The organism is Streptomyces sp. LHD-70 (genome assembly GCF_031157275.1).
GTDB lineage: Bacteria > Actinomycetota > Actinomycetes > Streptomycetales > Streptomycetaceae > Streptomyces.
In genome coordinates this window covers 29,532-54,618 of the sequence record NZ_JAVIFW010000023.1, presented here as the reverse complement: position 1 = coordinate 54,618, position 25,087 = coordinate 29,532, and the positions used below count along the sequence as shown (strand labels likewise).

At 71.0% G+C, this 25,087-nt stretch carries 25 protein-coding genes; 9 read left to right on the top strand and 16 right to left on the bottom strand.

Translation table 11 applies throughout. From position 1 onward, the window contains the following. Positions 1-203 precede the first annotated feature (203 nt). Positions 204-1,010, top strand: a complete 807-nt coding sequence (locus RCO28_RS32920; RefSeq protein ID WP_308944996.1) for a methyltransferase domain-containing protein — start codon at positions 204-206, stop codon at positions 1,008-1,010. A 127-nt stretch (positions 1,011-1,137) separates the two neighbouring features. Then, complete coding sequence (gene pabB / locus RCO28_RS32915; RefSeq protein ID WP_308944995.1) at positions 1,138-3,294, top strand: aminodeoxychorismate synthase component I; 2,157 nt, start codon at positions 1,138-1,140, stop codon at positions 3,292-3,294. 605 nt (positions 3,295-3,899) lie between these two features. Here pabB and RCO28_RS32910 read toward each other — a convergent pair. The 5 genes from RCO28_RS32910 to RCO28_RS32890 all read right to left on the bottom strand — a co-directional run bounded on the left by RCO28_RS32910 (position 3,900) and on the right by RCO28_RS32890 (position 6,805). Beyond that, positions 3,900-4,442 (bottom strand): NUDIX domain-containing protein, encoded by a 543-nt coding sequence (locus RCO28_RS32910; RefSeq protein ID WP_308944994.1) that lies wholly within the window; start codon positions 4,440-4,442, stop codon positions 3,900-3,902. A 5-nt stretch (positions 4,443-4,447) separates the two neighbouring features. Then, positions 4,448-5,569, bottom strand: coding sequence for an adenosylhomocysteinase (locus tag RCO28_RS32905; protein WP_308944993.1), 1,122 nt, complete (start codon positions 5,567-5,569; stop codon positions 4,448-4,450). A 131-nt stretch (positions 5,570-5,700) separates the two neighbouring features. Beyond that, positions 5,701-5,973 (bottom strand): hypothetical protein, encoded by a 273-nt coding sequence (locus RCO28_RS32900; RefSeq protein ID WP_308944992.1) that lies wholly within the window; start codon positions 5,971-5,973, stop codon positions 5,701-5,703. After that, on the bottom strand, positions 5,970-6,371 hold the full coding sequence (locus RCO28_RS32895) for an ATP-binding protein (RefSeq protein WP_308944991.1): 402 nt from the start codon (positions 6,369-6,371) through the stop codon (positions 5,970-5,972). The genes RCO28_RS32900 and RCO28_RS32895 overlap by 4 nt, the downstream gene beginning before the upstream one ends. 8 nt (positions 6,372-6,379) lie before the next feature. Beyond that, complete coding sequence (locus tag RCO28_RS32890) at positions 6,380-6,805, bottom strand: hypothetical protein (RefSeq protein WP_308944990.1); 426 nt, start codon at positions 6,803-6,805, stop codon at positions 6,380-6,382. A gap of 155 nt (positions 6,806-6,960) precedes the next feature. Between RCO28_RS32890 and RCO28_RS32885 the strand changes: the two genes are divergently transcribed. The 4 genes from RCO28_RS32885 to RCO28_RS32870 are packed head-to-tail and all read left to right on the top strand — an operon-like array spanning position 6,961 to position 10,669. Beyond that, positions 6,961-8,064 (top strand): hypothetical protein, encoded by a 1,104-nt coding sequence (locus tag RCO28_RS32885; protein ID WP_308944989.1) that lies wholly within the window; start codon positions 6,961-6,963, stop codon positions 8,062-8,064. Positions 8,065-8,078: 14 nt separating this feature from the next. Beyond that, positions 8,079-8,747, top strand: coding sequence for a YdcF family protein (locus RCO28_RS32880; protein ID WP_308944988.1), 669 nt, complete (start codon positions 8,079-8,081; stop codon positions 8,745-8,747). Beyond that, a complete protein-coding gene (locus RCO28_RS32875; RefSeq protein WP_308944987.1) occupies positions 8,689-9,483 on the top strand; it encodes a WbqC family protein in 795 nt (264 codons plus the stop codon). The genes RCO28_RS32880 and RCO28_RS32875 overlap by 59 nt, the downstream gene beginning before the upstream one ends. A gap of 19 nt (positions 9,484-9,502) precedes the next feature. After that, positions 9,503-10,669 carry a methyltransferase domain-containing protein gene (locus RCO28_RS32870; protein WP_308944986.1) on the top strand — a complete coding sequence of 389 codons (1,167 nt, stop codon included), beginning with the start codon at positions 9,503-9,505 and terminating at the stop codon, positions 10,667-10,669. On the opposite strand, the gene aroA is transcribed toward RCO28_RS32870, so the two are convergent. The 6 genes from aroA to RCO28_RS32840 form a co-directional block, all read right to left on the bottom strand. Then, positions 10,587-11,843, bottom strand: a complete 1,257-nt coding sequence (gene aroA / locus RCO28_RS32865) for a 3-phosphoshikimate 1-carboxyvinyltransferase (RefSeq protein ID WP_308945063.1) — start codon at positions 11,841-11,843, stop codon at positions 10,587-10,589. The two genes, RCO28_RS32870 and aroA, sit on opposite strands and share 83 nt — an antisense overlap. Before the next feature lie 62 nt (positions 11,844-11,905). Continuing rightward, positions 11,906-13,126 (bottom strand): transaldolase family protein, encoded by a 1,221-nt coding sequence (locus tag RCO28_RS32860; RefSeq protein ID WP_308944985.1) that lies wholly within the window; start codon positions 13,124-13,126, stop codon positions 11,906-11,908. After that, entirely contained in the window at positions 13,123-13,677 is a 555-nt protein-coding gene (locus RCO28_RS32855) for a transketolase C-terminal domain-containing protein (RefSeq protein ID WP_308944984.1), read from the bottom strand. Before RCO28_RS32855 ends, RCO28_RS32860 begins: the two co-directional genes overlap by 4 nt. Before the next feature lie 153 nt (positions 13,678-13,830). After that, on the bottom strand, positions 13,831-15,801 hold the full coding sequence (locus RCO28_RS32850) for an anthranilate synthase family protein (protein ID WP_308944983.1): 1,971 nt from the start codon (positions 15,799-15,801) through the stop codon (positions 13,831-13,833). Continuing rightward, positions 15,798-16,421 carry an isochorismatase family protein gene (locus RCO28_RS32845; RefSeq protein WP_308944982.1) on the bottom strand — a complete coding sequence of 208 codons (624 nt, stop codon included), beginning with the start codon at positions 16,419-16,421 and terminating at the stop codon, positions 15,798-15,800. Before RCO28_RS32845 ends, RCO28_RS32850 begins: the two co-directional genes overlap by 4 nt. Positions 16,422-16,668: 247 nt before the next feature. After that, positions 16,669-17,475: a BTAD domain-containing putative transcriptional regulator gene (locus RCO28_RS32840; protein ID WP_308944981.1), complete on the bottom strand. Its 807-nt coding sequence runs from the start codon at positions 17,473-17,475 to the stop codon at positions 16,669-16,671. 611 nt (positions 17,476-18,086) lie between these two features. Here RCO28_RS32840 and RCO28_RS32835 point away from each other — a divergent pair. Beyond that, complete coding sequence (locus RCO28_RS32835; protein WP_308944979.1) at positions 18,087-18,740, top strand: TetR/AcrR family transcriptional regulator; 654 nt, start codon at positions 18,087-18,089, stop codon at positions 18,738-18,740. Here RCO28_RS32835 and RCO28_RS32830 read toward each other — a convergent pair. Further along, the gene (locus RCO28_RS32830) at positions 18,694-19,428 is read right to left on the bottom strand and encodes an SDR family oxidoreductase (protein WP_308945062.1); all 735 of its coding nucleotides are present in this window, start codon (positions 19,426-19,428) and stop codon (positions 18,694-18,696) included. The two genes, RCO28_RS32835 and RCO28_RS32830, sit on opposite strands and share 47 nt — an antisense overlap. 216 nt (positions 19,429-19,644) lie before the next feature. Beyond that, positions 19,645-20,301, bottom strand: a complete 657-nt coding sequence (locus tag RCO28_RS32825; protein WP_308944978.1) for a ScbR family autoregulator-binding transcription factor — start codon at positions 20,299-20,301, stop codon at positions 19,645-19,647. Positions 20,302-20,775: 474 nt separating this feature from the next. Between RCO28_RS32825 and RCO28_RS32820 the strand changes: the two genes are divergently transcribed. Next, the gene (locus RCO28_RS32820) at positions 20,776-21,702 is read left to right on the top strand and encodes a ScbA/BarX family gamma-butyrolactone biosynthesis protein (RefSeq protein ID WP_308944977.1); all 927 of its coding nucleotides are present in this window, start codon (positions 20,776-20,778) and stop codon (positions 21,700-21,702) included. Positions 21,703-21,795: 93 nt separating this feature from the next. Here the strand turns inward: RCO28_RS32820 and RCO28_RS32815 are convergent, their stop codons facing one another. Then, a complete protein-coding gene (locus RCO28_RS32815) occupies positions 21,796-22,425 on the bottom strand; it encodes a cytochrome P450 (protein WP_308944976.1) in 630 nt (209 codons plus the stop codon). A gap of 636 nt (positions 22,426-23,061) precedes the next feature. Further along, positions 23,062-23,733, bottom strand: coding sequence for an HAD family phosphatase (locus RCO28_RS32810; RefSeq protein WP_308944975.1), 672 nt, complete (start codon positions 23,731-23,733; stop codon positions 23,062-23,064). 252 nt (positions 23,734-23,985) lie between these two features. On the opposite strand from RCO28_RS32810, the gene RCO28_RS32805 reads away from it, so the two are divergent. Beyond that, positions 23,986-24,633 (top strand): vitamin K epoxide reductase family protein, encoded by a 648-nt coding sequence (locus RCO28_RS32805; RefSeq protein WP_308944974.1) that lies wholly within the window; start codon positions 23,986-23,988, stop codon positions 24,631-24,633. Positions 24,634-24,715: 82 nt separating this feature from the next. Here the strand turns inward: RCO28_RS32805 and RCO28_RS32800 are convergent, their stop codons facing one another. After that, positions 24,716-24,961, bottom strand: a complete 246-nt coding sequence (locus tag RCO28_RS32800; protein WP_308944973.1) for a hypothetical protein — start codon at positions 24,959-24,961, stop codon at positions 24,716-24,718. Between the last annotated feature and the right edge of the window lie 126 nt (positions 24,962-25,087).

Below are 25,087 nucleotides of genomic sequence, written 5' to 3'. Positions count from 1 at the left end.
CATTCGAGACGTCAACGTTGACCAGGACCGTTGCCGGGCAGCGGTGTTGTGAGCACCACCGCGACGGCTCCGCGGTGTCCTGAGACCACCTTCCTGGCGGGTGCCGCCCTGCCCGAGGCTCATGCCGCGGGGCGCGGAGCAGATCAGCTCCGCCCCGGAAGGGGGCAGTTGTGAGCTTGCAGATCCGAAGCTATGTACGGTCGTTGGAGCGTAGTCGCGAGGCGGCGGCCGACGGTGAACGGCCGGGGGTGTTCACCATGCGGGGTCGTGACTGGACGCTGCTGCCCGAGGTGTTCGCACCGCCGTACTCGGCGTCGACGGACGCGGCCATGGAGCTGCTCGGCTTCGTGGAGGGACCGCAGGTCCCGCGGCAGGGCTCGTTCCTCGAGGTCGGCTGCGGCACCGGCATCATCGCGGTGAGCGCCGCCCTGGCGGGCTGCGACCGGGTGCTCGCCACCGACATCAACGAGCACGCCGTGGAGAACGCGGCGCTGAACGCGCAGCGGCACGGCGTCGCCGGCCGGGTCTCCTCCCGGCACAGCGACCTGTTCGACGCGCTCGACCCGGACCAGCGCTTCGACACCGTCTACTGGCACTCCAACTTCGTGCTCGCTCCGGCCGACTACGCCTACGAGTCGGTCCACGAGTGCGCGTACGTCGACCCGGGCTACGCCGCCCACCGCCGCTATCTGATCGAGGCCCCGCTGCGGACCACGCCGGGCGGCTCGGCCCTGCTGCACTTCAGCGACCGCGGCGACCTGGCCGGGCTGCACGCCATCGCCGACGAGTCCGGGCGCGAGCTCGACGTGCTGAGCAGCATCCGCATCCGGGAGGGCCGGGAGCTGGTCGAGCACATGCTGATCGAGGTGTCCGCTGCGCCCGTCTCCGCGCCCCCTGTCTCCGCTGCGCCCGTCTCCGCGGCGCCCGTCTCCGCGGCGCCCGCGGGTCTCGGTGCCGGGCTGCCCGGGGCGCGCCCCCGCGCCGCGGCCGCGCCCCGTACGACCGGCTGAGCGCGCCGCCGCCCGCCGACCGTACGTACCGCACGTGCCGCACAGCACCGCACGTACCCACAGCACCGCACGTACCCACAGCACCGCACTGCCCATGCCGACTCACGAGGGAATACGGGAATCAACCGTGCGCATCCTGCTTGTCGACAACTACGACTCGTTCACCCACAACCTCGTCCACCAACTGGCCGAGATCACCGGCGAGGAGCCGGTCGTCGTGCACAACGACGACCCGGACTGGCACGTCGGGCGCCTCGCCGAGGTCGACGCCGTCGTCCTGTCGCCCGGCCCCGGTACGCCGGAGCGCCCCGCCGACTTCGGGATCTGCCGAGACCTTGTGGAGCGTTGCGAGCTCCCGCTGCTCGGCATCTGCCTGGGCCACCAGGGCGTGGCGCTCGCCCACGGCGCGACCGTCGCCCGGGCGCCCGAGCCCCGGCACGGCCGCCTGTCGCCGGTGCTGCACGACGGGGACGGCCTGTTCGCGGGCATCCCCTCCCCGTTCGAGGTGGTGCGCTACCACTCGCTCGCCGTGACGGACCTGCCGGACTGCCTCCAGGCCACCGCGTGGAGCCCGGACGGCGTCCTGATGGGCCTTCGGCACCGCGACCGGCCGATGTGGGGCGTGCAGTTCCACCCGGAGTCGATCCTCACCCGGCACGGCCGTACGCTGCTCGCCAACTTCGTGGAGTCGGCCCGCCGTTGGCACGCCGAGCGCCCGCCGCACGCCCCGGAGCTGGAACTCCCGCAGCCCGCCCGTACGGTGCCGGAGCCGCCCCACGAGACCCCGCCGCCCCCGCGCGAACTCCGCTTCCTGGTCGAGGAGTTGAGGACCCACTGGAGCGACGAGGCGGTGTACGAGGAGCTGTTCGGCGCGAGCGCCACGGCGTTCTGGCTGGACAGCAGCACGGGCGCGCCCTCACGCGGCGCGCTCGGCCGCTTCTCCTTCATGGGCGACGCGTCAGGCCCGCTGGCCCGCGTGGTGGAGGCCGACATCTGGACGAACACGGCGACGGTGCACTCGGCCGCGGGCACCGAGGTGGTCTCCGGTGACTTCCTGACCTGGCTGGAGCGCGACCTGGCGGCGCTCCGTACGACGGTGCCGCCGCTGCCCTTCGACTTCGCGCTCGGCTGGGTCGGCTACCTCGGCTACGAGCTGAAGGCGGAGTGCGGCGGCAACGCGGTGCACCGCGCCGAGGAGCCGGACGCGGCGATGGTCTTCGCGGACCGGGGTGTGGTGTTCGACCACGCGACCGGCCGGACGTACCTCCTCGCGCTCGCCGAGGACGGCCGTACGGACACCGCGCACCGCTGGCTGCACGACACCGCCCGCACCCTCGACGGCCTGGCCGGCCGCCCCCGCGCCGGCGCACCGGTGCCGACGACCGGAGCCGAGGTGACGCTGCGCCACGACCGGGACGCGTATCTCGGCCTGATCGACGCCGCGTTGGAGGAGATCGCCGCCGGTGAGAGCTACGAGGTGTGCCTGACCAACATGGCCGAGGCGCGCGGCGCCTTCGACCCCTGGGAGAGCTACCGCCTGCTGCGCCGCGTCAGCCCGGCCCCGTTCGGCGCGCTGCTGCGCTTCGGCGACCTCTCGGTCCTGTCCACCTCCCCCGAGCGGTTCGTACGCGTGGGCGCCGACGGCCTGATGGAGTCCAAGCCGATCAAGGGCACCCGCCCGCGCGGGGCCACGCCGGAGGAGGACGCGGCGCTGGTCGCGGAGCTGATGACGGACGAGAAGGACCGCGCGGAGAACCTGATGATCGTGGACCTGGTCCGCAACGACCTGGGCCGCTGCGCCGAACTCGGCTCGGTGGAGGCGAAGGACCTCTTCCACGTCGAGACGTACGAGACGGTCCACCAGCTGGTCAGCACGGTACGGGCCCGGCTGCGCGCGGACAGCTCGCCGGTGGAGTGCGTCCGCGCGGCGTTCCCGCCCGGCTCGATGACGGGCGCGCCGAAGGTCCGCACGATGGAGATCATCGACGGCCTGGAGGCGGGCCCGCGCGGCGTCTACTCGGGCGCGATCGGCTACTTCTCCCTCTCCGGCGCGGCCGACCTCTCGGTGGTCATCCGCACGGCGGTCCTCACCCCCGGCCGCCTGCGGTACGGGGTGGGCGGCGCCGTGATCGCCCTGTCCTCCCCGGAGGCGGAGTTCGAGGAGACGGCGATCAAGTCCCGCCCCCTGCTCGCCCTCACGGGCAGCACGTTCCCGCGCTCCGGAAAGCCCCCGGTACGCCTGGTCGGCCCCTGGGACCAGGACCAGACACCGGCCGCGGCCTAACAACGAAGAAGCGGCGGCCGTGCCCTCGACGGGGGGAGAGGGGGCACGGCCGCCGCTGTCTGGGGGGCTGCGCGAGCTTCGTACGGGGTTCGTACGGGTTCGTGTGGGCTTCGTACGGGTTCGTGTGGGGGAGGCAGCCGGGTACGGGGGCATCGACGTCGGCTGTCTCCCCCCACACCTTCATCGTCCTCCGCATGGGCGTGGGGGCCAAGGGCTGCGGCGGTGATGTGTCAGGTGCGGGCGGGGGCGGGCGTCCACCCCTGATGCGCGCATCCCTCTCACCGGGAAAGCGCGCCCGCCCACGATCAGCGCCACGCGAAACAGCCACGCACCCTCGGCCTGCGATATTTCTGGTCCACCTAGACGAGGTGGGCGAGTTCGAGCTGCCGCTCGACCTGCATGGACAGGAAGCCGCTGGAGCATGGCGGCCGTCCGGGGCAGCCGCTACCCCCGGAGATCAGGAACGGCTCCAGCCATCGAGAGAGACCTCGGGTCCGCCGTCGAGATAGCGGCGAAAAGCCACTCTTGGCGGCCTGTCGCTGGGCGGGCTGGGAGGCCGCCCCCGCGCGCGTCGGGGGTCGAAGGCGCAGCGGCCGACCTTGGGGTCAACGCAGTGCTTGGGCGACGCGCTGACCCAACCCCTGGTCGTGGAGGGCGCCGACCGTTCGCCAGGCAGCGTCGGAGACTTCTTCGGCCTGGAGTTCGCCGATGTCGGCGGTGGTGCGGAAGAGGAAGCGGAAGTCGAAGTGCTGGTGGGCGGGCTCGCCCTTGGCGGGGTTGATGTCGATGGGGTGGATGTCGATGTGGAGCGGAGTCTCGCCGTGCGGGGTGACGACGTGGGGCGGGACGCCGGTCTCCTCTGCGAGTTCGCGGCCTGCGGCCCGCAAGAGCGTCTCATCCGAGGGCTCCAGATGACCGCCGGGCAAAAGCCACTTCTGGGTCACGTTGTGGAGAATGTGCAGGATGCGCCCGTCGGGTCCGACGAGGATGGCCCCTGCGGTGACGTGGCCGGGCAGGGTCTTGCGGTTGGTGAGGTCGTCGCCGTCGTCCAGGAGGCCGAGGACGACGCCGAGCTCGCCCTTGTCCTCGGGGTGTTCGTCGAGGTAGGCGGCGATGGTGGTGCGGATGTGGTTGGCCGTGATGGTCATGGTGATCACCTGTTGAAGTAGGAGAGCCAGGTCGCCGCGATGGCTTCGCGGTCGGATGCGGGGACCTCATGAATGCCGGGGGCGAGGTCGCCGCGGGTGAGCATCCTGATCGCGGCGAGGATCTCGGCCTGGACCAGGAAGATGAACGGCCCAACGCTGGCGCCGTGGATGAAGTTGACGGCGTTGCCGCCGTTCGCCAGATAGAAGTAGTGGCCGGTGGTCTGGTAGCGGGTGACGTGGTCGCCGACCTGGGTGCGGGTGTAGACATCGGGGAGTCCGGCGAGGTCGAGTTCGTCCTCGCTGCTGGTGACGGTGGCGATGTAGGCGCCATTACGCAGGTGGGAGAAGTCCTCGCCGCGCAGGGAGACGGCGCCGGTCGCGCAGAGGACCAGGCCGGCGCCGGTCAGGGCGGCTTCGCGGTCGCGGGCGACGGTGAAGCCTTGGGAGAGGGCCTGGGTGCGGCGGACGGGGTCGATGTCGAAGACGGTGACCTGGACGCCTTTGGCGTGCAGGAGGCGGGCAATCGAGCTGCCGAGCTTGCCGAAGCCGATCACCAGGGCGGGGCGGCCGTGGAGGATGTCACCGCGATCGCGCATGACGGCCTCGGTGGAGAAGACTACGGACTGGCCGACGAGGAAGTCTTCGGGGTCCTTCAGCGGTGAGCGGGCGACGGAGATGACGGGGCAGGGCAGTTTGTCGAGGTCCTCGTAGCGGCGGTGCCCGTTCTCGGTGTCCTCGATCACCCCGGTGAGCTGGCCGGTGAAGCGGTTGTGGACGTCGGCGAGGCTGGGGGCGAAGTAGCCGCCGACGTCCAGCAGGGTGACTGTCCGGTCGGCGGCACGGGATTCGAGGTAGTCCAACGCGTCGTCGGCCTCGGCGAACAATTCGCGGGCGAGGGTGTCGACCATGTGCGTCTGCTCGACCTCGCGCTTCGCGGCCGGGTGGACGGACTTCGGCTTGGGCAGCACCGCGGTGAGCCGGGTCATCGCGGCGACCGCGCGGACGAACGCGGGACGCTCGGCCAGCAGATGTGTGATGAGGAACGACGCCGTCTGCTCACCCGGGGCGAACTGGGCGGCGATCCGGGCGAAGTAGGCGTCCAGCCGGGCGCGTTCGAAGGTTTCCATGGCAGTTCCCTCTCATCTGTTCCGTCCGGGGGCCGTGCGAGGAGATGCGGGTTCAGCGGGTACGGGCACGTCCGAACAGCAGCCGGTCGGCTGCGACCGCTGCATCCAGGTAGGCGTCGACCTTGGCGGCGTCAGCGGGCGGACTGTGGCAGGGGGTCCGGCCCGAGTAGGAGGATTGCCTCGCCGCTGCGGGCGACCTGTTCGGTCCAGGGCCGACGGGTGGACAGCCGTCGCATCCGGGCCTCGGCCGTCTCAGCGGTGCCCGAGCCGGTCAGGGCTGGGGTGTGGGTGATCAGGATGTGCGCGATCTCGCGGCCGTCCGGGCGGGTGCCGGGCCAGGTCCAGGCGGCGAGGGACGCCGGCAGCCGCAGTTCAGAGCCGTGCGGAGTAAGCAGGACGCTCATCGTGTCGTGCCTCCCACGGTCTTGAAGCAGGACCAGACGATCTTCCCGAACGGGGTGCGGTCCTCGACTCCCCAGCGGTCGGCGAGCGCGTCCACCAGGATCAGCCCGCGCCCGGAGGTGTCCGTGCTGGCGGCCTGCCGGGCTTCGGGGTGCTGGCGGCGGCTGTCGTGCACCTCCAGGCGTACGACTTCCTCGTCGGCGTCGAGCTTGACCAGAAAGCCGTGGCCGGGGGCGGTGCCGTGAACCAGGGCGTTGGTGGCGAGCTCGGAGACGCAGAGCCGGACGTCCTCGGCGCAGTCCGGCAGGCCCCAGTTGGCCAGGGCCTCGGAGGTGAAGGACCGTGCCTGGCCGACCGACTCGGGCCGCGCGTCGAAGAACCGCTGGGCTGTCTTGGTCATCACGGTCCTCATGACTCGGCGTCCAGGACGCGGGTGGTGCCGGAGTGGCGGCGGACAGGACCACTGCGGGAGACGGAGTCGTGGGCCGTGCGTGGCTTGCGGACCAACAGCAGCCGCGAGCCAGCCGCTTCGATCCGCCGCCCACGTTCAGCGGCTATGGCCTTCGGCCCCAGGTGCGACATGGCCGGGGCGACGACGCCATAGACGTCTGGCAACGCGAGCACGTCCAGCAGCCCGGTGAACGCCGCTGAGGCGGGCCCGGCGGACGCGTCGCGGTCGGTGAAGACGCCGGACAACTGCAGTTCGTGGCTGCGGCAGTACTCGGCGAGCGAGGCGACCAGGGCGTCCTGCCGCGCTGGGGAGACCCGCACCAGCCGCAGGAAGCCGTAAACGACCGGGCCGCTGACCGGGCGATGCTCCGTGAGGGGTTCCATGCTCAGGACCGTCCAAAAGACTCGACAAGTGGTGACGCTCTGATCGTGGCGTCCGGCCAACTCGCGGCCAATCACCGGCCGTTCTACTTCCGTTCCACTTCCGTCCCGCTGCCTGCACTCTCCGTGCTTCGATGACTGGTGGAAGGGAGTGAGGCGTGGCGATCGTGCACCACTGGACCGGCCTGGAGGCCAAGGCCCTGCGACTGGCTCTGCGGATGAGCGTGCGGGCCTTCGCCGAGCATCTCGGCCTGGCCGTCGCGACCGTCTCCAAGTGGGAGAGCAAGCTCGCCGACACCGAGCCCAGACCCGACACCCAGGCCATCCTCGACACCGCCCTCGGCCGCGCGGACGCCGCTGTCCACCTGCGGTTCGAAACGCTCCTGTCCGAGATGACCAGCCCGGTGCAGAACGCCGGCCGACGCCGCGTCACCGCCTCCGGTCCCAGAACCTGGGAATACGAGTCCTGGGCCGACGACCTCGACCGCGTCGTGGTCGCCCTGTCCCGGCAGAACTTCACCTTCGCCGACAGCCTCCTCACTAGGTGGCTGAGCCGATTCAAGGCTTGCGAGCTGGACGAGAAGGGCCTGTATCTCTTCGCCCGCTCCACCGCCCTGCTCGGCGACCTCAAGCGCGACCAGGGCGTTGTCCTGGGCCCGCTGTCCGCCCAGCACTCCTATGCCGGCGCCCGCGCGGTCTTCACCCAGCTCGACATCCCCCGCCGCGTCGCCCAGCTCGACCTGTCCCTCGCGGTCGTCACCGAGATGTCCGGGAAGCTGGAGATCGCCGCCCGCAACTACGAGACCCTCGCCGTCGATTACAGGCTCTCCCGCCGCGACCGGGCCCGTGCGAGGCTGTGGGTGGGGACCGCGCTGAGCAAGGACGGCCAGCACGACTATGCGACCCGCGTCATGCAGGCGGCGACCCGCGACTTCGAGGACCTCACCGAACCGGACGACTGGTCGGTGGCCCACCAGAAGCTCGCCCTCGCCCGCCGCGGCGCCGACGACCTCACCCAGGCCCTGCACTTCATCGACATCGCCCGTAGCAGCGGGACGACCGACTCACCGATGCAACGCGTACGACTGGACACCGCTCATGGCCACATCCTGCTCTCCGATGCGGCGACTCGGGATGATGGACTCCTCATCCTCGACCAGGCCGCCAAGGTGGCCGCGCAGTACGGACTTGTGCACCAACTGCGCAGTATCGAGGGCATCAAGGCCAGGAGCGAGGGGCCGACCGGCCCCCGGCAACGGTGACCAGGGAGAAACGCGTGAGCAACGACCAGCAAGGCATCACCGAGGACCAGTGGCGCAAGGCCAAACTGATCTGGGACTACCACCAGATGCAGCACGAGCTGCGCCCCGTCAACGTGGCGATCGGACTGGGCAGCCACGACCTCGGCGTCGCCGCCCATACCGCCGAGCTGTATCGCTCCGGGCACTTCACGACCCTGGTGTTCACCGGCGGCAACAGCCCCACCACCGCCAAGGTCTTCCCGCGCGGCGAGGCGGTCCACTTCCGCGAGCACGCCATCGAACTCGGCGTCCCCGCCGAGGCGATCCTGCTGGAGCCCAACGCGACGAACACCGGGCAGAACATCACCCTCTCCCGCGAGGTCCTCGCCGCCGCCGGCATCCACCCCAAGACGGTGTTGCTGGTCTCCAAGCCCTATATGGAAAGGCGATCGTTCGCGACCGCCCGCAAGCTGTGGCCCGACGTCGAGATCCTCTGCGCGTCGGAGCCGCTGGAGTTCGACGACTATCTGAAGTCCATCGGTGACGAGAAGCTCGTCCTGGACATGCTCGTCGGCGACCTCCAGCGGGTCATCGAGTATCCGAAGCTCGGGTTCGCCATCGAGCAGGAGGTCCCGGAGGACGTGCATGCCGCGTACGAATCCCTCATCCGCGACGGCTTCACCAGCCGCCTCATCAACCCGTGACCTGCCTGCCCTCGACGGGCTGTGCGCGATCCACCAGCCGAACTTCCTGCCCCGGCTGACCACGCTGGCCAAGCTGTTCGCGGCGGACTACTGGATCGTCCTCGACGACGTCCAGTTCACCCGCCGCGACCACCAGCACCGAGCCCGCCTCGCCGCCCTCGACGACCCGGCCCTCCACCAGTGGCTCACCATCCCCACCCACCTACCGAACGGGCGGCCCACCCTCATCCGGGACGCGCTCATCGACGACGCGAACCTGGCCCGCCGCAGGACCGCAGGGATGCTGCGGCAGCACTATGCGGCCAGCCCCCACTGGCCCGCCCTCGCCCAGGCCCTGGACCCCCTGCTGGACACCTTCACCACCGGACGGACCACGAAGGTCGCCGAGATGTCCACTCGCGTCTTGCTGGACCTCCTCGGTTGGCAGGGCCAGATCCTCACCAGCAGCAGCCTGCCCGCCCGACCGGGTCGCTCCGTCCGGCTCGCCGACCTGGCCGCCGCGACCGGCGCCCGCGCGTATCTGTGCGGGACCGGCGGCATGACCTATCTCGACCCCGCCCCGTTCGCGGCCCAGAACATCGCCGTGGCGCTGTTCCGGCCGCCGACTACCGGCATCTGGTCCTCCGGTTGGCGGATCAGTGCCCTGTGGGCATTGGCGACACTCGGCCCGCAGGACATAGCCGCCGGCTTCCAGGCCCTCACCGTCCACGACACCCGGCTACGGGCCGCCGCCTGACCCGCCGGCCCCACCTCACATGACACCCCACGACCCCGAAGAAGCCCGCCGCAGGCGCACCGCCCTGGCCGAACTCCTGGCAGCCAACGGTGACTTGACCGACCCGGCATGGCGTACGGCGTTCGAGAAGGTGCCCCGGCACGTCTTCGTCCCGGAGATCCACACCGGGCCGGACGAGCCGCCCCTCACCGCAGTGCACGCGGACTGGCTGTCGCTCGTCTACACCGACGAGGCCCTCGTGACGCAGCTGACCGACGGCGTGGCCACCTCGTCCTCGACCGCTCCCGGCCTGATGCTGGCCATGCTGCACGCCCTGGACGTGACAGACGGCCTGACCGTCCTCGAGGTCGCCACCGGCACCGGGTACAACGCCGCGCTGCTCGCCGCCCGTCTCGGCTCGGCGAATGTCACGACCATCGAGGTCGACCCGGGTCTCGCCCTGCTGGCCGACGTACGACTACGCGCCTGCGGCCAGACGCCCACCGTCCGCACCGGCGACGGCCGCGCCGGGCACGCGGCCCGGGCCCCGTACGACCGGCTCATCGCCACCTGCGGATTCACGGCCGTCCCGTACCCATGGGTGCGGCAGGTCCGGCCGGGCGGCCTGATCGTCTGCCCGCTCGGGTCGGGGACCGCACGCCTGGTCGTCGGCGACGACGGCACCGCAGCCGGTCAATTCCTGCGTACGCCCTCGTACTTCATGGGCGTACGGGCCGCGGACGAAACCGGAGCCGCTCCGTATCCGGGCGACCCCGGCACGGCGGACGAGCGGCTCACCGGACTCGACCCGGCCGTGCCCGCAGGCAGCGACTCGTTCCCGTTTCTGCTCTCCCTCGCGCTGCCCGGCGCGGCAACTTCAACCGACCTGGACGACACCGGCCAGGTCACCGGCTGCCGCATGTGGACTGCCGACGGATCCTGGGCCCGCGCGAGCACCCGCACCGTGCGGCAGGCCGGGCCGGGGCGGCTGTGGGACGTCGTGGAGGACGCGTACGACTGGTGGCTGTGCAACGGGCGGCCCGTGCGGGAACGGTTTGGGGCCACGGTCACCCGGGCGGGGACGGCGGTCTGGCTCGACAGGCCGGACCAGCCCGTCCCGCACGTCACTTACGCACGCACAACGGCAGCTCATACTCCGGAAACAACCGCCCGAACTCCGCATGGAAGCCCGGAAAGGTCTTGCTGACGCAGCCGGGGTCGTCCAGGGAGATCGTGTCGGGGGCGGCGAGGCCGAGGACCGAGAAGGCCATGGCGATGCGGTGGTCGCGGTGGCAGGCGATCGTCGTCCGGCGCGGCAGCCCGGGGTGCACGGTGAGCCGGTCCGGGCCCTCCTCGACGCGGATGCCGCAGGCCGCGAGGTTGCGGGCCATCGCCGCGACGCGGTCCGACTCCTTCAGGCGGGCGTGGGCGACGCCGCGGATCGTGACCGGGCCGTCGGCGAGCGGGGCGATCGCGGCGAGCGTCATGAACGTGTCGGAGATCTCGCCCATGTCGAGTGAGATGCCGCCGCGCAGCCGCCCGGTGCCCGTGACGGTCGTGGCGTCACAGGCGACCTCGACGTGCGCGCCGAGCCGCCGCAACGCGTCCGTGAACCTCAAGTCTCCCTGGAGGCTGGCCCTTCCGAGACCCGGTACGCGGACGGACCGTCCGGTCGCGGCGGCCGCGGCGAAGACATACGTGGCCGTGGACGCGTCCGGTTCGATCACCAGGTCCGTGGGCCGGTAGCCGCCGGGGCCGACGGTCAGCGAGCCGTCGGCCGACTCCTCGACGGTCGCGCCGAAGCGCCGCATCAGGGCGAGCGTCATGTCGACGTACGGGCGGCTCACCAGGTCACGGGCCGCGAGGGTCAGCGGGCTGCGCAGGAGCGGCGCGGCGATCAGCAGCCCGGTCACGTACTGGCTGCTCGTCGAGGCGTCCAGGGCGATGCTGCCGCCGTCGAGGCCCGTGGCGGACACCGTCAGGGGCAGCGATCCGGGGCCGTCGGCGCGGACCCGCGCGCCGAGGCGGGTGAGCGCGTCGGCCAGCGGGCGCAGCGGTCGGGCGCGCAGCTGCGCGGAGCCGTCGAAGACGAACTCCCCTTCCCCGGTGGCCGCGTACGGGGGCAGGAAGCGGGCGGCCGTGCCCGCGTCGGCGCACCAGATGCGGGCGTCGCCGAGGGGGCGGCCGGTGCCGGTGATCTCCCAGTACTCGTCGTCGGGGGTGGCGCGGACGCGGACGCCGAGGCGGGTGAGGGCGTCGCGGAAGGCGAGGGTGTCGTCGCTGACCAGCGGCGCCCATAGCCGAGACGTGCCGGGTGCGGCGGCGGCGAGCAGCAGGGCCCGGTTGGTGAGGCTCTTGGAGCCCGGGATCTGGGCGGTCAGGGTGCTGGGGGCGGTCGAGGAGGTCGAGGCGGTCGGGCCGGTGGCGGGCGGGAAAGTCGTCGTCATGTCCGGGTCTCCAAGGCTTGGGCCACGGTGTCGAGCAGCCGGTGCAGGCGCTCCTCGGACTGCTTCAGGCCGTCGTCCTCCAGGCGGTCGAGGACCCCGGCGAGGTCGACGCCGAAGGACTGGAGGTGCCGGAGCAGGTGGCGGGCGTCGTCGTAGGTCTCGTGGGTCCAGCGCTGGCGGACGACCGAGCCGTGGTCGGCCATCGCGAGCAGGGTGGACTCGGGCAGGGTGGTGACGGTGCCGGGCGCGATCAGGCGCTCGACGTAGCGGGTGTCGCGAACGGCCTTGTCCCGTACGGCAGTTGACGCCCACAGCAGACGCTGGCGGCGGGCACCGTGACGGGCGAGCCGTTCGAAGCGCGGCGCATCGAAGCGCGGCGCGTCAATGCCCGGCGCGTCAAAGCCCGGCCCCTCCAAGCCCTTGAAGCCCGCCAAACCCTCCAAGCCTGCCAAACCCTCCAAACCCTCCAAGCCCTCGAAGCGCGCCGCGTACTGCTCGTGCGCGAGGGCGGCGCCCGCGAGTGCGGCGGTGCCGCGCATGGCCCTGGCCTCGCGGCTGCCGCTGCGCGCCAGGAGTGCGTCGACGGCGGTGTCGACGCGGTTGATGGACAGCGCGGCCACGGAGGCGATCGCCGTCAGGTCGTGCCCGGCCTCCAGGGCCGCTTCGAGCCCGTCGAGGTAGGCGTCGGCGACCCGCTCGTAGCGCCGTACGGAGAACAGCGGGCCGGCGCCGACACTGATGCCCTCCGCGGTGGCCTCACGGAGCACGGCCGTGCCCTGTTCGGTCGCCGGGACGGTGAGCAGCGCATTGGGCCGGCCGATCGCGCGCCACAGCCGCCGCACCTCGGCCAGCAGGGCGGCCGTGTCGTGGGCGAGGCGCGGGTCGAGCTCCAGGCAGACGTGCCCGTCGAGGCCGTCGCTCGCCGCGTGCACGGGGAGCAGCACGTCGCAGGCCTGCCGCACGTCCTGGACGAGGAGTTCGCGTGCGGCCTGTTCCGGGCTCGCGCGGAGCCCGGCGAGCAGCACCAGGTCCTGGTCGTAAGCGGTGCCGTCGGCGAGGGCGCGGGTGAGGTGGGCGGGGTGGGTGGTGACTCCGGTGACCTGGCGGTAGCGGACGAATCCGGACAGCAGGCCGCCGGTGAGACGGTCCCGGTCGAGGCCGTCCAGCCAGACGGCGACACCGGCACGGGCCAGGCGCTGCAACACGGCACTGGTCATGGCGGGTTGCTCACCCCCGAACACGGGGCTGCCGCCGCCCGCTGCAGGCTGCCGCGCGCGGCGGCGGCCACGCGCTCGGGGGTAAGTCCGGCGTGCCGGCGCAGCGACTCGTACGCGGCGCCGGCGCCGACCGGGGCGAGACCGACGCTCTCCGGGGCCGCGCCGAGCATCGCGTACGAGCCGAGCGCGGTGCCCGACTCGACGGAGACGCGGGCGCGTACACCGGGCGGCAGGACCGTGTCCCGGTACTCCGCGGGCTGGGCCCGGAACCACGCGGCGTCCGGCATGGACACGACGCGGGTGGGGGTGCCCTCCCGCTGGAGGATCTCCCGGGCGGTGAGGGCGACGTGGACCTCGTCGCCGGTGGCGACGAGCACGACGTCTGGCCGCCCGCCGTCGGCCTCGGCAAGGATGTAGCCGCCGCGTTCCGACTCGTCGGGGGCGTGGCCGCCACGTTCCGACTCGTCGAGGACGTAGCCGCCACGTTCCGTCTCGTCGTCCGGGACGAGCTGTTCCTCCCGACGCCGCAGGAGGGTCACCTGGGTGTTCATGGGCGCTCAACTCCTCTGTACGGGGGCGAACTCAGAGCCGGGAATCTCAGCCCGTCCGGCGCTTGAGGACGAGGCCGCAGGCCGATGGTGGGAGGGGCCTGGGGGCGCAGCCCCCGGTACGCCACGCCACGACCAGGCCCACGAGAACGCCGCTCAGACGACGAGCATCCCCTTGGCGAGTTCGCCGAGCCGCGAGGCGACGATGCGCGGCCCGTCCTGCGTGAGCACGGACTCGGCGTGGAACTGCATCGACGTGAAGTGCGGGGCGCGCAGGGCGTGCACCTCACCCGTTCCCGGGTCGCGGCTGACCTCGACGACGGTGCCGTCGGGGGCGTCGAACTTGTCGCTGGGGCTGTGTGCGGCGAACGTGTTGTAGAAGCCGACGTGTTCACGGCTGCCGAACAGGTCGATGTCCCGCTGCACGCCCTGGTTGGGCACGTCCCGGCGGCGCAGTTCGAGCCCCAGGTTCATGCTGAGCACCTGGTGGCTGAGGCACACGGCGAGGAACGGCCTGCGCTCGTCGAGGAGCGTGCGGATCGCCTTGTTCAGGTGGGCGATCTTGGCGTGGCCGAGCTCGCGCGGATCACCGGGGCCGGGTCCCATCACGACGAGGTCGTGGCCGTCGAAGGAGTACGGCTCGTCGAACCGACGTACCGTCACATCCAGTGCCATGGCCCGCAGTTGCTGCTCGATCATGGACGTGAACGTGTCCTCGGCGTCCACGACGAGCACCCGGCGCCCGGCGAGCGAGGGTTCGGCCCGGCTGCGCCCGCCGTGGTCGGCGAGCCAGAAGTCGGCGATGGGGCCGTTGCGTTCGGCGAGCGCGGCCCGCACCCGCGGGTGGGTGCCGAACCGGGTGGGCCCGCCGTCCTCCAGGGCGGCGACGAGCCCGGCGGCCTTGGCGTGCGTCTCGGCCACCTCGGACTCCGGGTCGGAGTGGCGTACGAGGGTGGCGCCGACGCCGATGCGGATGCGGCCGTCGCCCTCGATCTCGGCGGTGCGGATGAGGATGGACGAGTCCATGGTGCGGCCGCCGTGCGCGTCCCGTCCGATGAGGGCGACGACGCCGCTGTAGTAGCCGCGGCCGTGCGGCTCGTACCCGCTGATGACACTGGCGGCGCTCTCCAGCGGGCTGCCGGTGACGGTCGGCGCGAACATGGTCTCGCGCAGGATCTCGCGCGGGTCCCGGTCGGTGCGGCCCTCGATGAAGTACTCGGTGTGTGCGAGCCGTGCCATCTCCTTGAGGTACGGGCCCACGACCCGGCCGCCGTTCTCGCAGATCCGCGCCATCATCTTGAGCTCTTCGTCGACCACCATGTAGAGCTCCTCGGCCTCCTTGCGGTCGGCGAGGAAGTCCATGACGCCGTCCAGGGTGGGCCCGGAGCCCGGGTAGCGGTAGGTTCCGCTGATGGGGTTCATGACGGCGGTGCCGTCGGCGAGGCTGACGTGCCGCTCGGGGGTGGCGCCGACGAAGGTGCGGTCGCCGGTGTGCACGATGAACGTCCAGTACGCGCCCTGCTCCCGCTGCAGCAGCCGGCGGAAGAACGCGAGGGCGCGGTGCACGCCGTAGTCGGTGATCTCGGCGGTGAAGGACCGCTTGATGACGAAGTTGGCGCCCTTGCCGGTGCCGATCTCGTCCTTGATGACCCGGCGCACGATGTCGGCGTACGCGGCGTCGTCCACGTCGAAGTGACCGTCCTTCAGCTCGATGCCGACGTCGGGCACGCGCCGCAGCACCTCGTCGAGCGGCACCCGCTGCTGCTCGGTGACGGCGAGGGCGATCAGCGGTGCCCCGTCGTCGGGGGCCTCGAAGCCGCGCTCGGCGATCTGCCGGTACGGCATCAGGGCGAGCACTTCCTGGTACGGCTCGCCGGTCGCGGCACCGCCCTCCGGGCCCGGCTCGGGCACGGGGATGGCCGCCAGGGTGCGGGGCAGCGACACCCTGCCGAACAGCACGTCGAGGGCGTCCTCGCCGGTGGTCTCGGGCCGGTGCAGCACGGCGAAGGCGGGCGGGTTGGGCGCGAGAACCCGCCCGAGCAGATCGCTTCGATCCCGGCTGTCCGGGTTGCCGTGGCTGTCCCGGCCGTCCTGACCGTCCCGGCCGTCCTGGCTGTACTGGCTCATCCGATGACCTCCTTGGTGGTGGTGACGACGGCGCAGCGGCGGGCCGCGTACGTGAGGGCCAGCCAGTGGTCGTCCTCGGTGAAGTCGGCGACGGCGTCGGCGACCAGGAAGGTCTCGATGTCGTTGGTGAACGCGTCGACCGCGCTCATGAGCACGCCGACGTGCGCGTACACACCGCAGACGATCAGCTGATCGCGCCCCGCGCGGCGCATCCGTTCCAGCAGGTCGGTCTTGAAGAAGGCGCTGTAACGCCACTTGGTGAGCTGCCAGTCGCCGGGCGCGGGCGCCACCGCGTCGACCACTTCACGGTCGGCGGGCGCGGTACGCATACCGGGCCCCCACAGGTCCTTGAGGAGCCCGCGCTGCTCGGGCGTCATCCCGCCGGGCTGTGCCGTGTAAGCGACGGGGACGCCCTGCGCGGCGCTGTGGTCCCGCAGCGCGGCCGCGTTGGCGATCAGCTCGGAGCGCAGCGGCTCGGGGAAGGGCTTCAGGAAGTAGCGCTGCATGTCGTGCACGAGCAGCACCGCCCGCTCGGGGTCGACGGACCACTGCGGCACGCTGGCGGGCACGGCAGGGGCGAGCGGCATCGGGTAACTGTCGATCGACGGCAGACCGGCCATGGAGATCCTCTCGTCATGCGTGGTCAGCCGATTCTGTGGACGCGCATCCGGCCGGGCCAACGCGATCGGGGGCACTCCGTCAGGTGGCACTAAGTCCATCAAGTCCGGTGCGGGGCAACGGGGTTGATCCCCGGCAGCCCGGCGCAGGGGTATGCACAGCCGTGAGCCCTGCCGTACCGGTTCGCGCACCGGTACGGCAGGGCTCAGCGAAACTCAACTCAACTCAACGACCCGACGCCTCAACGCCTCAACGACCCGACAAGCTCAGCGGAGGCCCGTACAGGGCGCGGTCGAACGGATGCCGGTCGTGTCCGGCGCCGGGGTGGGTCACGGTGACCCGCGGTGCGGCGTCCTGCCGGAGCAACTGCTGGTAGGCCGCGAGGGCCTGGCCGGGGTCGCCGCACTGGTTCAGGAGCGCGGGCAGCCGCTCGCGCAGCCGGCCGGGAATGTGCAGGGTCGGCAGGTCCGCGGCCAGTTCGCGGTACCGGCCCATGCGCAGCTCCGCCTCGATCCACTGGCCGGTCGCCCGCTCGCGGGACTGCCGCAGCCGCTCGATCTGCGCGCCGAGGTGCGGTCCCGGTACGACGTCGGCGAACGGCTCGCCCCGCCACAGCCCGAGCGCCTCCCGCAGCCGCCGCGCGGCCGTGTCCAGGTCACCGGTGGCCATGGCCCGGTAGCCGGCGCCCACGGACCGCTCGAACTCCCAGGCGTCGCAGGTGTCCTGGCCTCCGTCGAGCCGGTAGCCGCCGGGCAGGGCGGCGAGCAGGTCGGCGGCCTGCCGCTCCCCGCGGCCACGCCCGGCGGCCTTCCTGCCGCGGTCGCGCAGCGCCACGGCGAGGTGCTCGCGCAGCTGGCCCACGTACGACTTGAGCATGTGCTTGGCCTGGTGCGGCCGCTTGCCGGGCCAGACCTCCTCGATCAGGAGACCGCTGGGCACGACCCGGCCGGCGAGCATCGCGAGCAGCGCGAGCACCTGCCGCGGCTCGGCAGCCACGGGAGCGACGGGCGTTCCGCTCTCCGTGACGGTCAGCACGCCCAAGACCTTGATGTCCATGATGCCCCTCCGTGCGGTGACAGCCGACCGGGCGGCCCTGCGGGCCGGTCGCCACAACGACATGTGCGCTTTGCTTCTGTTGTCTCACCGCGAGCGAGCCCACCCGTACGACGTCAGCGTTCGAGGCCGCGCACCGTGAGCGTCTCCTGGTGCGGCAGCTGCTTCCCCTCGCCTTGACTCGACTGCCCAGTGGTCCAGTGAAGCAACACCCAAAAGAATAACGAACGATCGCTTTCTTTTTAACCCCTCGAGGAAGTTGGCTCGTTCAGGGCGCTGTTGGCTCGCAAACAACCGCAAATCGGCATCTCTACGCGACTCATCTCAGCCAAGATCACAGAGTAGGCATCCCCACTCCCCCTCCTCGGCGTTGCGCGGACCGAGGTCTCGCGCACATACTCCCGCCCAGTGAAGACCGCCTCGCGAGCGACGGCGGAGGGACGAGGTGCGGCCGCCGCACCCCCCGCACCCGGACTCCCCAAAGGCCTGGCGCGGATTCACTCCAGCAATGTAGATGGCTGATGCAGCAGTTATCGGAACTCACAATTCCGGTCGGCAGCCGTAGGCGACCCGGCCTCGCCTCGCGGACGGGCAGATCCTCCGGAGAACAGCACATGGTGAAACAGCAACGAGCAGCCCGTACGAGGGAAGCTCTGGTCCACGCGGCAGCCGTGGCCTTCGACCGCGTCGGCTACGAGGCGGCGTCCCTCGCGCACGTCAGCGGCTCGGCGGGCATCTCGATGGGGGCACTGACCTTCCACTTCCCTACGAAGGAGAAGCTGGCGGCCGAGGTTCAGCTGCACGGCGCCCGCGCCACCCGTGCCGCCCTCGATGGCATGGTTGACACGTGCGAGCATCCGTTGCGCACCCTGGTCGACCTGACGCTCAAGGTGGCACGGCTGCTCGACGAGGACGTCACGGTACGGGCGGCGGCCCGGCTGGCCCGCGAGTGCCTGCCCTCCGAGATGCCCTGGACGTCCGTGTGGCTGCCCATCGCCGAGAGCCTGCTCGACCGGGCCTCGGAGGACGAACTGCAGCCCCACGCCGACCCGCAGGCACTCCTCGCCCTGACCACCCACCTCGTCAGCGGTACCGAGAGCTACATCCGCCGCTGCGCCCTCGTACCCGAGCAACGGGAAAGCGCAGAGCACCAGCTGGCCCGGATATGGCAGCTGGTGCTCCCCGGCATCGCCCGCGGCCGCGTGAGCCCGGTAGCTCCCGTCAGGCGGCGGTCCAGCCCCCGTCAACCGGGACCGCCGCGCCCGTGACGAACGAGGACCGGTGGCTGCACAACCACGCCGCCGCCTGCGCCACCTCCACGGGTTCCGCTATCCGTCGCTGCAACGAGCGGTTGGTGAAGGCCTCTTCGAGCTGGGGTGCCTCTTCCAGGACCTTCGCGATCAGCTCGGTGCGCGTGCTGCCCACGACCAAGGCGTTGACGCGGATGCCTTGTTGGCCGTACTCCTCGGCCGCCGCCCTGGTCAGGCCGATCACCGCGTGCTTGGCCGCGATGTAGGGCGCGGTGGCCCCGGTGGCGAGGACGCCCGCGATGCTGGCCGTGTTGACGATGGCACCGCCGGTGCCGGATTCGAGCATGACGGTGATCTGGGACTTGAGGCAGTTCCACACCCCGCGCAGATTCACGTCGAGCGCCTGGAGGAACACCGCGTCGTCGGTCTGGTGCAGTGGGGTGCCGGCCGTGGCCCAACCGGCGTTGTTGAAGGCCCCGTTGAGGGATCCGTACGCACGGACCGCGTCCTTGACCACACGGTCCACGTCACCCGGGTCCGTGACGTCGCCCGGGGACGCCAGTGCCTTCCCCCCGGAGGCGGTGATCTCCGCCGCCAGCTCCCGCAGCTGGTCCTCCCTGCGCGCCATCAGAACCACCGCGGCACCCTCCGCGGCGAACAGCCGGGCAGCCGCCGCCCCGATCCCGCTGGACGCCCCCGTGATCATGATGGTCTTCCCGCTCAGCAGGCCCCCGGTGCGGGCGAGTACGGCCTTTTCCTCCGGATTGCGCATGCGCTGCACATCCCCCTCCACTGTCAGTCGATCGCAACTCCCCCACCCTGACTGATCACTGCCGGGCACTCGGTTTTCGGAATCAATCTGTAATGCGCCAACTTCGGGCATCGGACGGCGCCTTCCGGAACGGGTGGCGCTCTTCCCGGATCAGGCAGCGCTGTCCCCGCCGGGCGGGGGTACATCGACGCGACCCCGGGCCGGATCAATGACGAGGCGGTCGAGGCACTCGCGGGTGACAATCCCGGGAAGCAGGAGGTGCCACATGCTCACCACACGGTCGGGAAGGGTGTCCAGTGCGTCCGACAGCTGCGCGTAGTGCTGGACACCCGTGAACGCTCCCACCAGGAACTCCGCCACGACGGCCGGGTCGACGCCGGGTGCCAGCTCGCCCTCCTCTCGCGCCGCTTCCAGCCAGGTCTGGAATATGGCCTCGAAGTCCCCGAAGGAGGCATCGTCACGGATGCCGATGGCCCGCTGTTCCACCGCGAGCCTGACCGCGGCCCGGATCAGCGGACTGACGTTCAGCTGGTGTGCCCACACCATGGAGAAGTCGACCATGCGCTGCGCGCCCTCGGAGTGCAGGTTCGTGGTCAACTCGCCTGTCTGGGACAGGATGACGGCGCTAGCCAGCTCCTCCTTGTTGTCGAAGTGGAAGTACACCGCCCCCAGCGTCACACCCGCTCGTCTCATGATCTCCCGCATGCTCGCACCCTTGTAGCCGAGCTCGTCAAAGGTGACGGCTGCGGCGTAAAGGATGTCGTCACGGGTCTTCACAGCGCGCTGCTGCTTGGGTTGGCCTGCCATCGAGCGGTCCCGCCTTCCAAGGACATGAAAACGAACGGCCGTTATTTTACGGGGGCCGCTGGACACCTTGCCACCCACGTGGTTCAAGACTCGACAAAATGCCACGCGCCGCCGCCCGTCCGGCTGGGCCGCACAGTCGAGAGTCAGCCACTGAAACCCCGCCCCGGAACTTGGGCCAGCAGTCAGCCACTGCATAAAACCAGCCAAGTGCACCACTGAGCGGTTTATCCCTCGGCGCCTTCCAGGGGCCCTCCAGAAGTCCTCCAGGAGTTCCCCAGCGGGTCAAAACCGCTACTCGACCGCCCCTGGGCACGTTCTAGGGCTCTTTGGACGCGCAGTTGATCAATCGTCGAGTTTGCGACACCTCTCGACAACAAAAAGAACACTCGTTATGTTGCATCAGCGGCGTGACAGCGCCAACTGAGTACGGCGAAGCGGTCATCCACGTCCACTCACCCTGGGGGGTCACTCACCATGCCTGTCATCCAGCAACTTCCGCCCATAGCAACCGGTTTCACCGTCTCGTCCGAGGTCGTCCACAAGCGCGATGAATCCGAGGTTCTGCTGACGTCCTGGGACAGCTACCGTCCCGACACCTTCGTCGTCTGCGCCCAGTGGCCCGTCCAGCACCGCTTCTACCAGTCGAGGAACGGTCTCCACGACCCGATGCTCTTCGCCGAGAGCGTGCGCCAGTGCTTCCCGCTCCTGTCACATGCGGGGTACGACGTGCCGTTCGGGCACCACCTGATCTGGCAGTACCTGAACTTCGAGATCGTCCCCTCCGCCATGGACATCGGCAGCGACCCGACCGAGGTGGAGCTGTACATCACCTGCTCGGACATCCGGCGCCGCGGCGGCCAGTTGGCGGCACTGACCCTGCACGTCATCGCGTTGCGGGACGGCAAGCACCTGGGCGTGGCACAGGCGCGCTTCACCTGCCACACGCCGTCCGTCTACCGGCGGCTGCGCGGCCGGTACGCAGGGGCGACCGCCCTGCCGGGGGCGCTGCCGGCGGCGGAGGCACCCCACCTGGTGGCGCGCGAGCAGGATGAGGACGTGGTGCTCTCGCCGACCGAGCAGCACGACACCTGGCTGCTCCGCAACGACACGTCCCACCCCGTCCTCTTCGACCACCCGCTGGACCACTCGCCGGGAATGCTCATGCTCGAGGCGGCACGCCAGGCCACCCACGCCCACGCGTACGCGGAGCACGCCTACCCCGTCAAATTCGAGTCGACGTTCCTGCAGTTCGCCGAGTTCGACGCGCCCTGCCAGGTCACGGTCGAGGAACTCCCCACGCGCGACCGCACCCAGCGGCGTACGGAGATCGTCGCGACGCAGAACGGCGAGATGGCGTTCTCCAGCCTGGTGACCGCCCTCGTGGGACCGCCCCTGCCCTGACGCACGAACGGCACCACGACGCCGGTGTGCCCCGCCCCCTGGTTCGCAGCCCGGGGTGGGGCACACCGGCGTCCGTGGACGGCCCGGCGTCGGCTACCAGCGCACGGGCAGAGCCGTCGGCCGCCGCAGCAGCACCCCGTCGTCCCACGGCAGGGTCCGCGGGTCGGCGTCCAGGGTGAGTCCGGGGAACTCACGGGCGAGCCGGGTCAGGAGCGTGGTGATCTCAAGGCGGAACAGGGCCGCTCCCATGCAGTGATGCATCCCGTAACCGAACTGCAGGTGCCTCGCGCCCGCGCGGTCGGGGTCGATGGTCTCGGGGTCGGGGAACACCTCGGGATCCCGGTTGGCGGCGAACACGTCGGCGTACACGACGTCTCCCGCGTCGATCACGGCCTCGGCCGTCTTCACGTCCCGGGTCGCGATACGGGGAAAGGCGGACGAGGTCCCGAGCGGTATCAGCCGGACCAGCTCCTCGCCGAGGCGCGGCGCGACGGCCGGGTCGTCCACGAGCCGCCGCCACAACTGCGGTGCGCACAGCAGGGCGTACAGCGACTTGGCAAGGACGGACAGCGCGTTGTGGTCGCCCGCCACGACCGCCGGGAGCAGCAGACCGGCCAACTCCGCGTCGCTCAGCGGTGGTTCGGCCCGGTCGCGGCCGTTGACACAGCGTCCGACGAGGCCGTCCGGGTCGCTGGGGGCGGCCCCGGTCACCAGGTCGGTCACGTACCCGTACACCACGGTGAAGTGCTCGACCAGCGTGTCGAGTTCGCGCGTTGGCCTCGGCGGCCACCGTGTCCAGGACGGTGCGGAACAGGTCCGGGTGCTCCTCGGTCCGCAGGGCGGCGAGGCGCGCGTCGACGATCTCCTCAAGGGCCGGCCGCAGCCGCTCGATTCCCGCTGCGCTGTAGTCGGCCGTGACGAAGCGCCGCATCCGTGCGTGGTGCGGGGCGTCGAGGCTGATGAGCAGTTCGGGCGGCAGCGGCGTCGGCAGGAAGCCGGGCCCGTCGTCGGTGTTGGCCCGCGTCCGGCTGAACGTGGGGTCGGTGAGGACCTGGTGGACATCGGTGTAGCGAGTGAGGTGCACGGCCGTGTGGCCGCTGGGCAGGCCGATCCTCGGCAGCCCGCCGTCGGAGAGCCCGGGCAGCGGGGTGTACGCGCGGGGCGGGTCCAGGCGGGGGATGTCGTTGACGCTGATGGTGGAGGCGGGCAGGGTGCTGGAGTCCATGACGTCCTTTGCTCGTCGGCTGCCGTCGTCGGTCATCGTCACTCGTCGCTGCGGTCACGGCACGCCTCTGGCCTCTTCAACCGAAGCGGCCGCGCGGCGCCCGTGTGCCACACGGGCCGAAGGTACCCGCGGCCTCACGCGGCGGTGGGCAGAGCCAGCTTTTCGAAGGCGGCGGTGAGGCCGGTGCACCGGCCGAGGTCGCGCAGCGCCTGCCGGTCGTCGCGGAAGTGCACGGTGCGCCAGCCCTCGGCCTCGGCCGCCGTGCAGTTGGCGGCGAGGTCGTCGACGAGCACGCACTGCTCCGGCGCGAGGCCCGCGGTCCGCGCCGCGAGCCGGAAGATCTCCGGATCGGGTTTGCGGACGCCGACCTTGCAGGAGTCGACGAGGAAGTCGACCTCCCCGGCGGGCTCCACGATGGGCAGCCAGTACGGCTCCCACTCCACGACGTTGTTCGAGAGGATCCCCACCCCGAGGCCGTGTTCCCGCGCGCACCGGAGGGCCGCCACCATCACCGGGTTCGCCGTGACGCCCGCGAACCACTGCTCGCCGAAGGTCTCAAGCCTCGCCCGGGACAGGTCGATGCCCGGATGGGCGGCCCGGAGCGCCCGGTCGAGGCCCCGCCCCCACTCCGCCTCACTGACGACGGCCAGCTCGACGGGTGCCAGCGTCGGCAGGCCCATCCCCTCGGCAACCGTCCGCATGGCCCCGACGAGCTGCTCGGGCGTGACCCCGGTCTTCCGCTCGTACGAGGCGTACAACTCCGCCAGAGGTGGTGAGAGCACCCCACCGAAGTCGAACCAGATCATGAGGGCGATCTTATGGAGGTCAACACGTCCTGGAACAGGGGCAGATGACCTGTCTTTGGGTGAACGAGGCGTGCAGCGCCGGTTGCCGCCCCGCGTGATGCGCGCCCGGGACGGGAAACGGAAGGGCGCACCGCCACACACCCTTACGATTCCCCAGCCACTCCCCCGGACCCCCGCGAACCGTGCAAAATGGCCGTCCAGGAAGCCACGACAAAGCCACGAAGCCACGTAGGACGTAGAACGGTGCGGCCCATGACCCTGACGACGAAGGCGGCCGAGGCCGCGATCCCCCACCCCCACCGGCGGCCCGCTGCCGCCCCTCAAGTCGTGGGCGGCAGCCGGGCGTTGGCCCTGCTGCTTGTGGTGACCGGGGCCGCGGGAGTGCTGGCGGCATGGATCATCACCCTCGACAAGTTCAAGCTCCTCGAAGACCCGAACTTCCAGCCCGGCTGCAGCCTCAACCCGGTGGTGTCCTGCGGCTCGATCATGAAGAGCGAGCAGGCGGCTGTCTTCGGCTTCCCCAACCCGATGCTGGGCCTGGTCACGTACGGGATCGTGCTGTGCGTCGGTGCGAGCCTCCTCGCGGGCGCCCGCTTCCCGCGCTGGTACTGGCTGACGCTCAACGCCGGCATGCTCCTCGGCGTCGCCTTCTGCACCTGGCTGATGTACCAGTCGCTGTACGACATCAACGCCCTGTGCCTGTGGTGCTGCCTCGCGTGGACGGCGACGATCGTCATGTTCTGGTACGTCACCGGCCACAACGTCCGCCACGAACTCCTCCCGGCACCACCCGCCCTGCGGACCTTCTTCGACGAGTTCACCTGGGTCCCGCCGGTGCTGCACCTCGGCATCATCGGCATGCTGATCCTGACCCGCTGGTGGGACTTCTGGACCAGCTGAGCAAGTCCACACACATGACGCGGCGCGGCCCCTCGACGGATCGAGGGGCCGCGCCGCGTCGTGCTGTGGACGGGAGTACGGGTCAGGAGATCCCGCCGAGCAGGCCGGTGACCGGCGCCGCCTGGTCGGTGAGCTGACGCAGTTCGTTGAGCTTGCCGAGCTGGCCGGAGACCGACGGGACGGCGTCGCGGTACTCCGGGCTGATCCCGGTCTTGGCGAGGCTGTCGAGCTCACCGGAGACCGACACGGCGGAGGCCGCGGGAGCCGCGATTCCGGTGGCTCCGGCGGCGAGGGCGACGGCGACGAGGATGCGCTTTGCTTGGATCATGTGCTGCACAACGAGATGAGGCACAAACAGGACACGAGCGGCACCGCGCGTCACCCGAAGAGGACGGTTGCGCACAGCAGAAAGTCCCGGCGCCGAAGCACCGGGACTTTCCTGGCGGCAATGCCG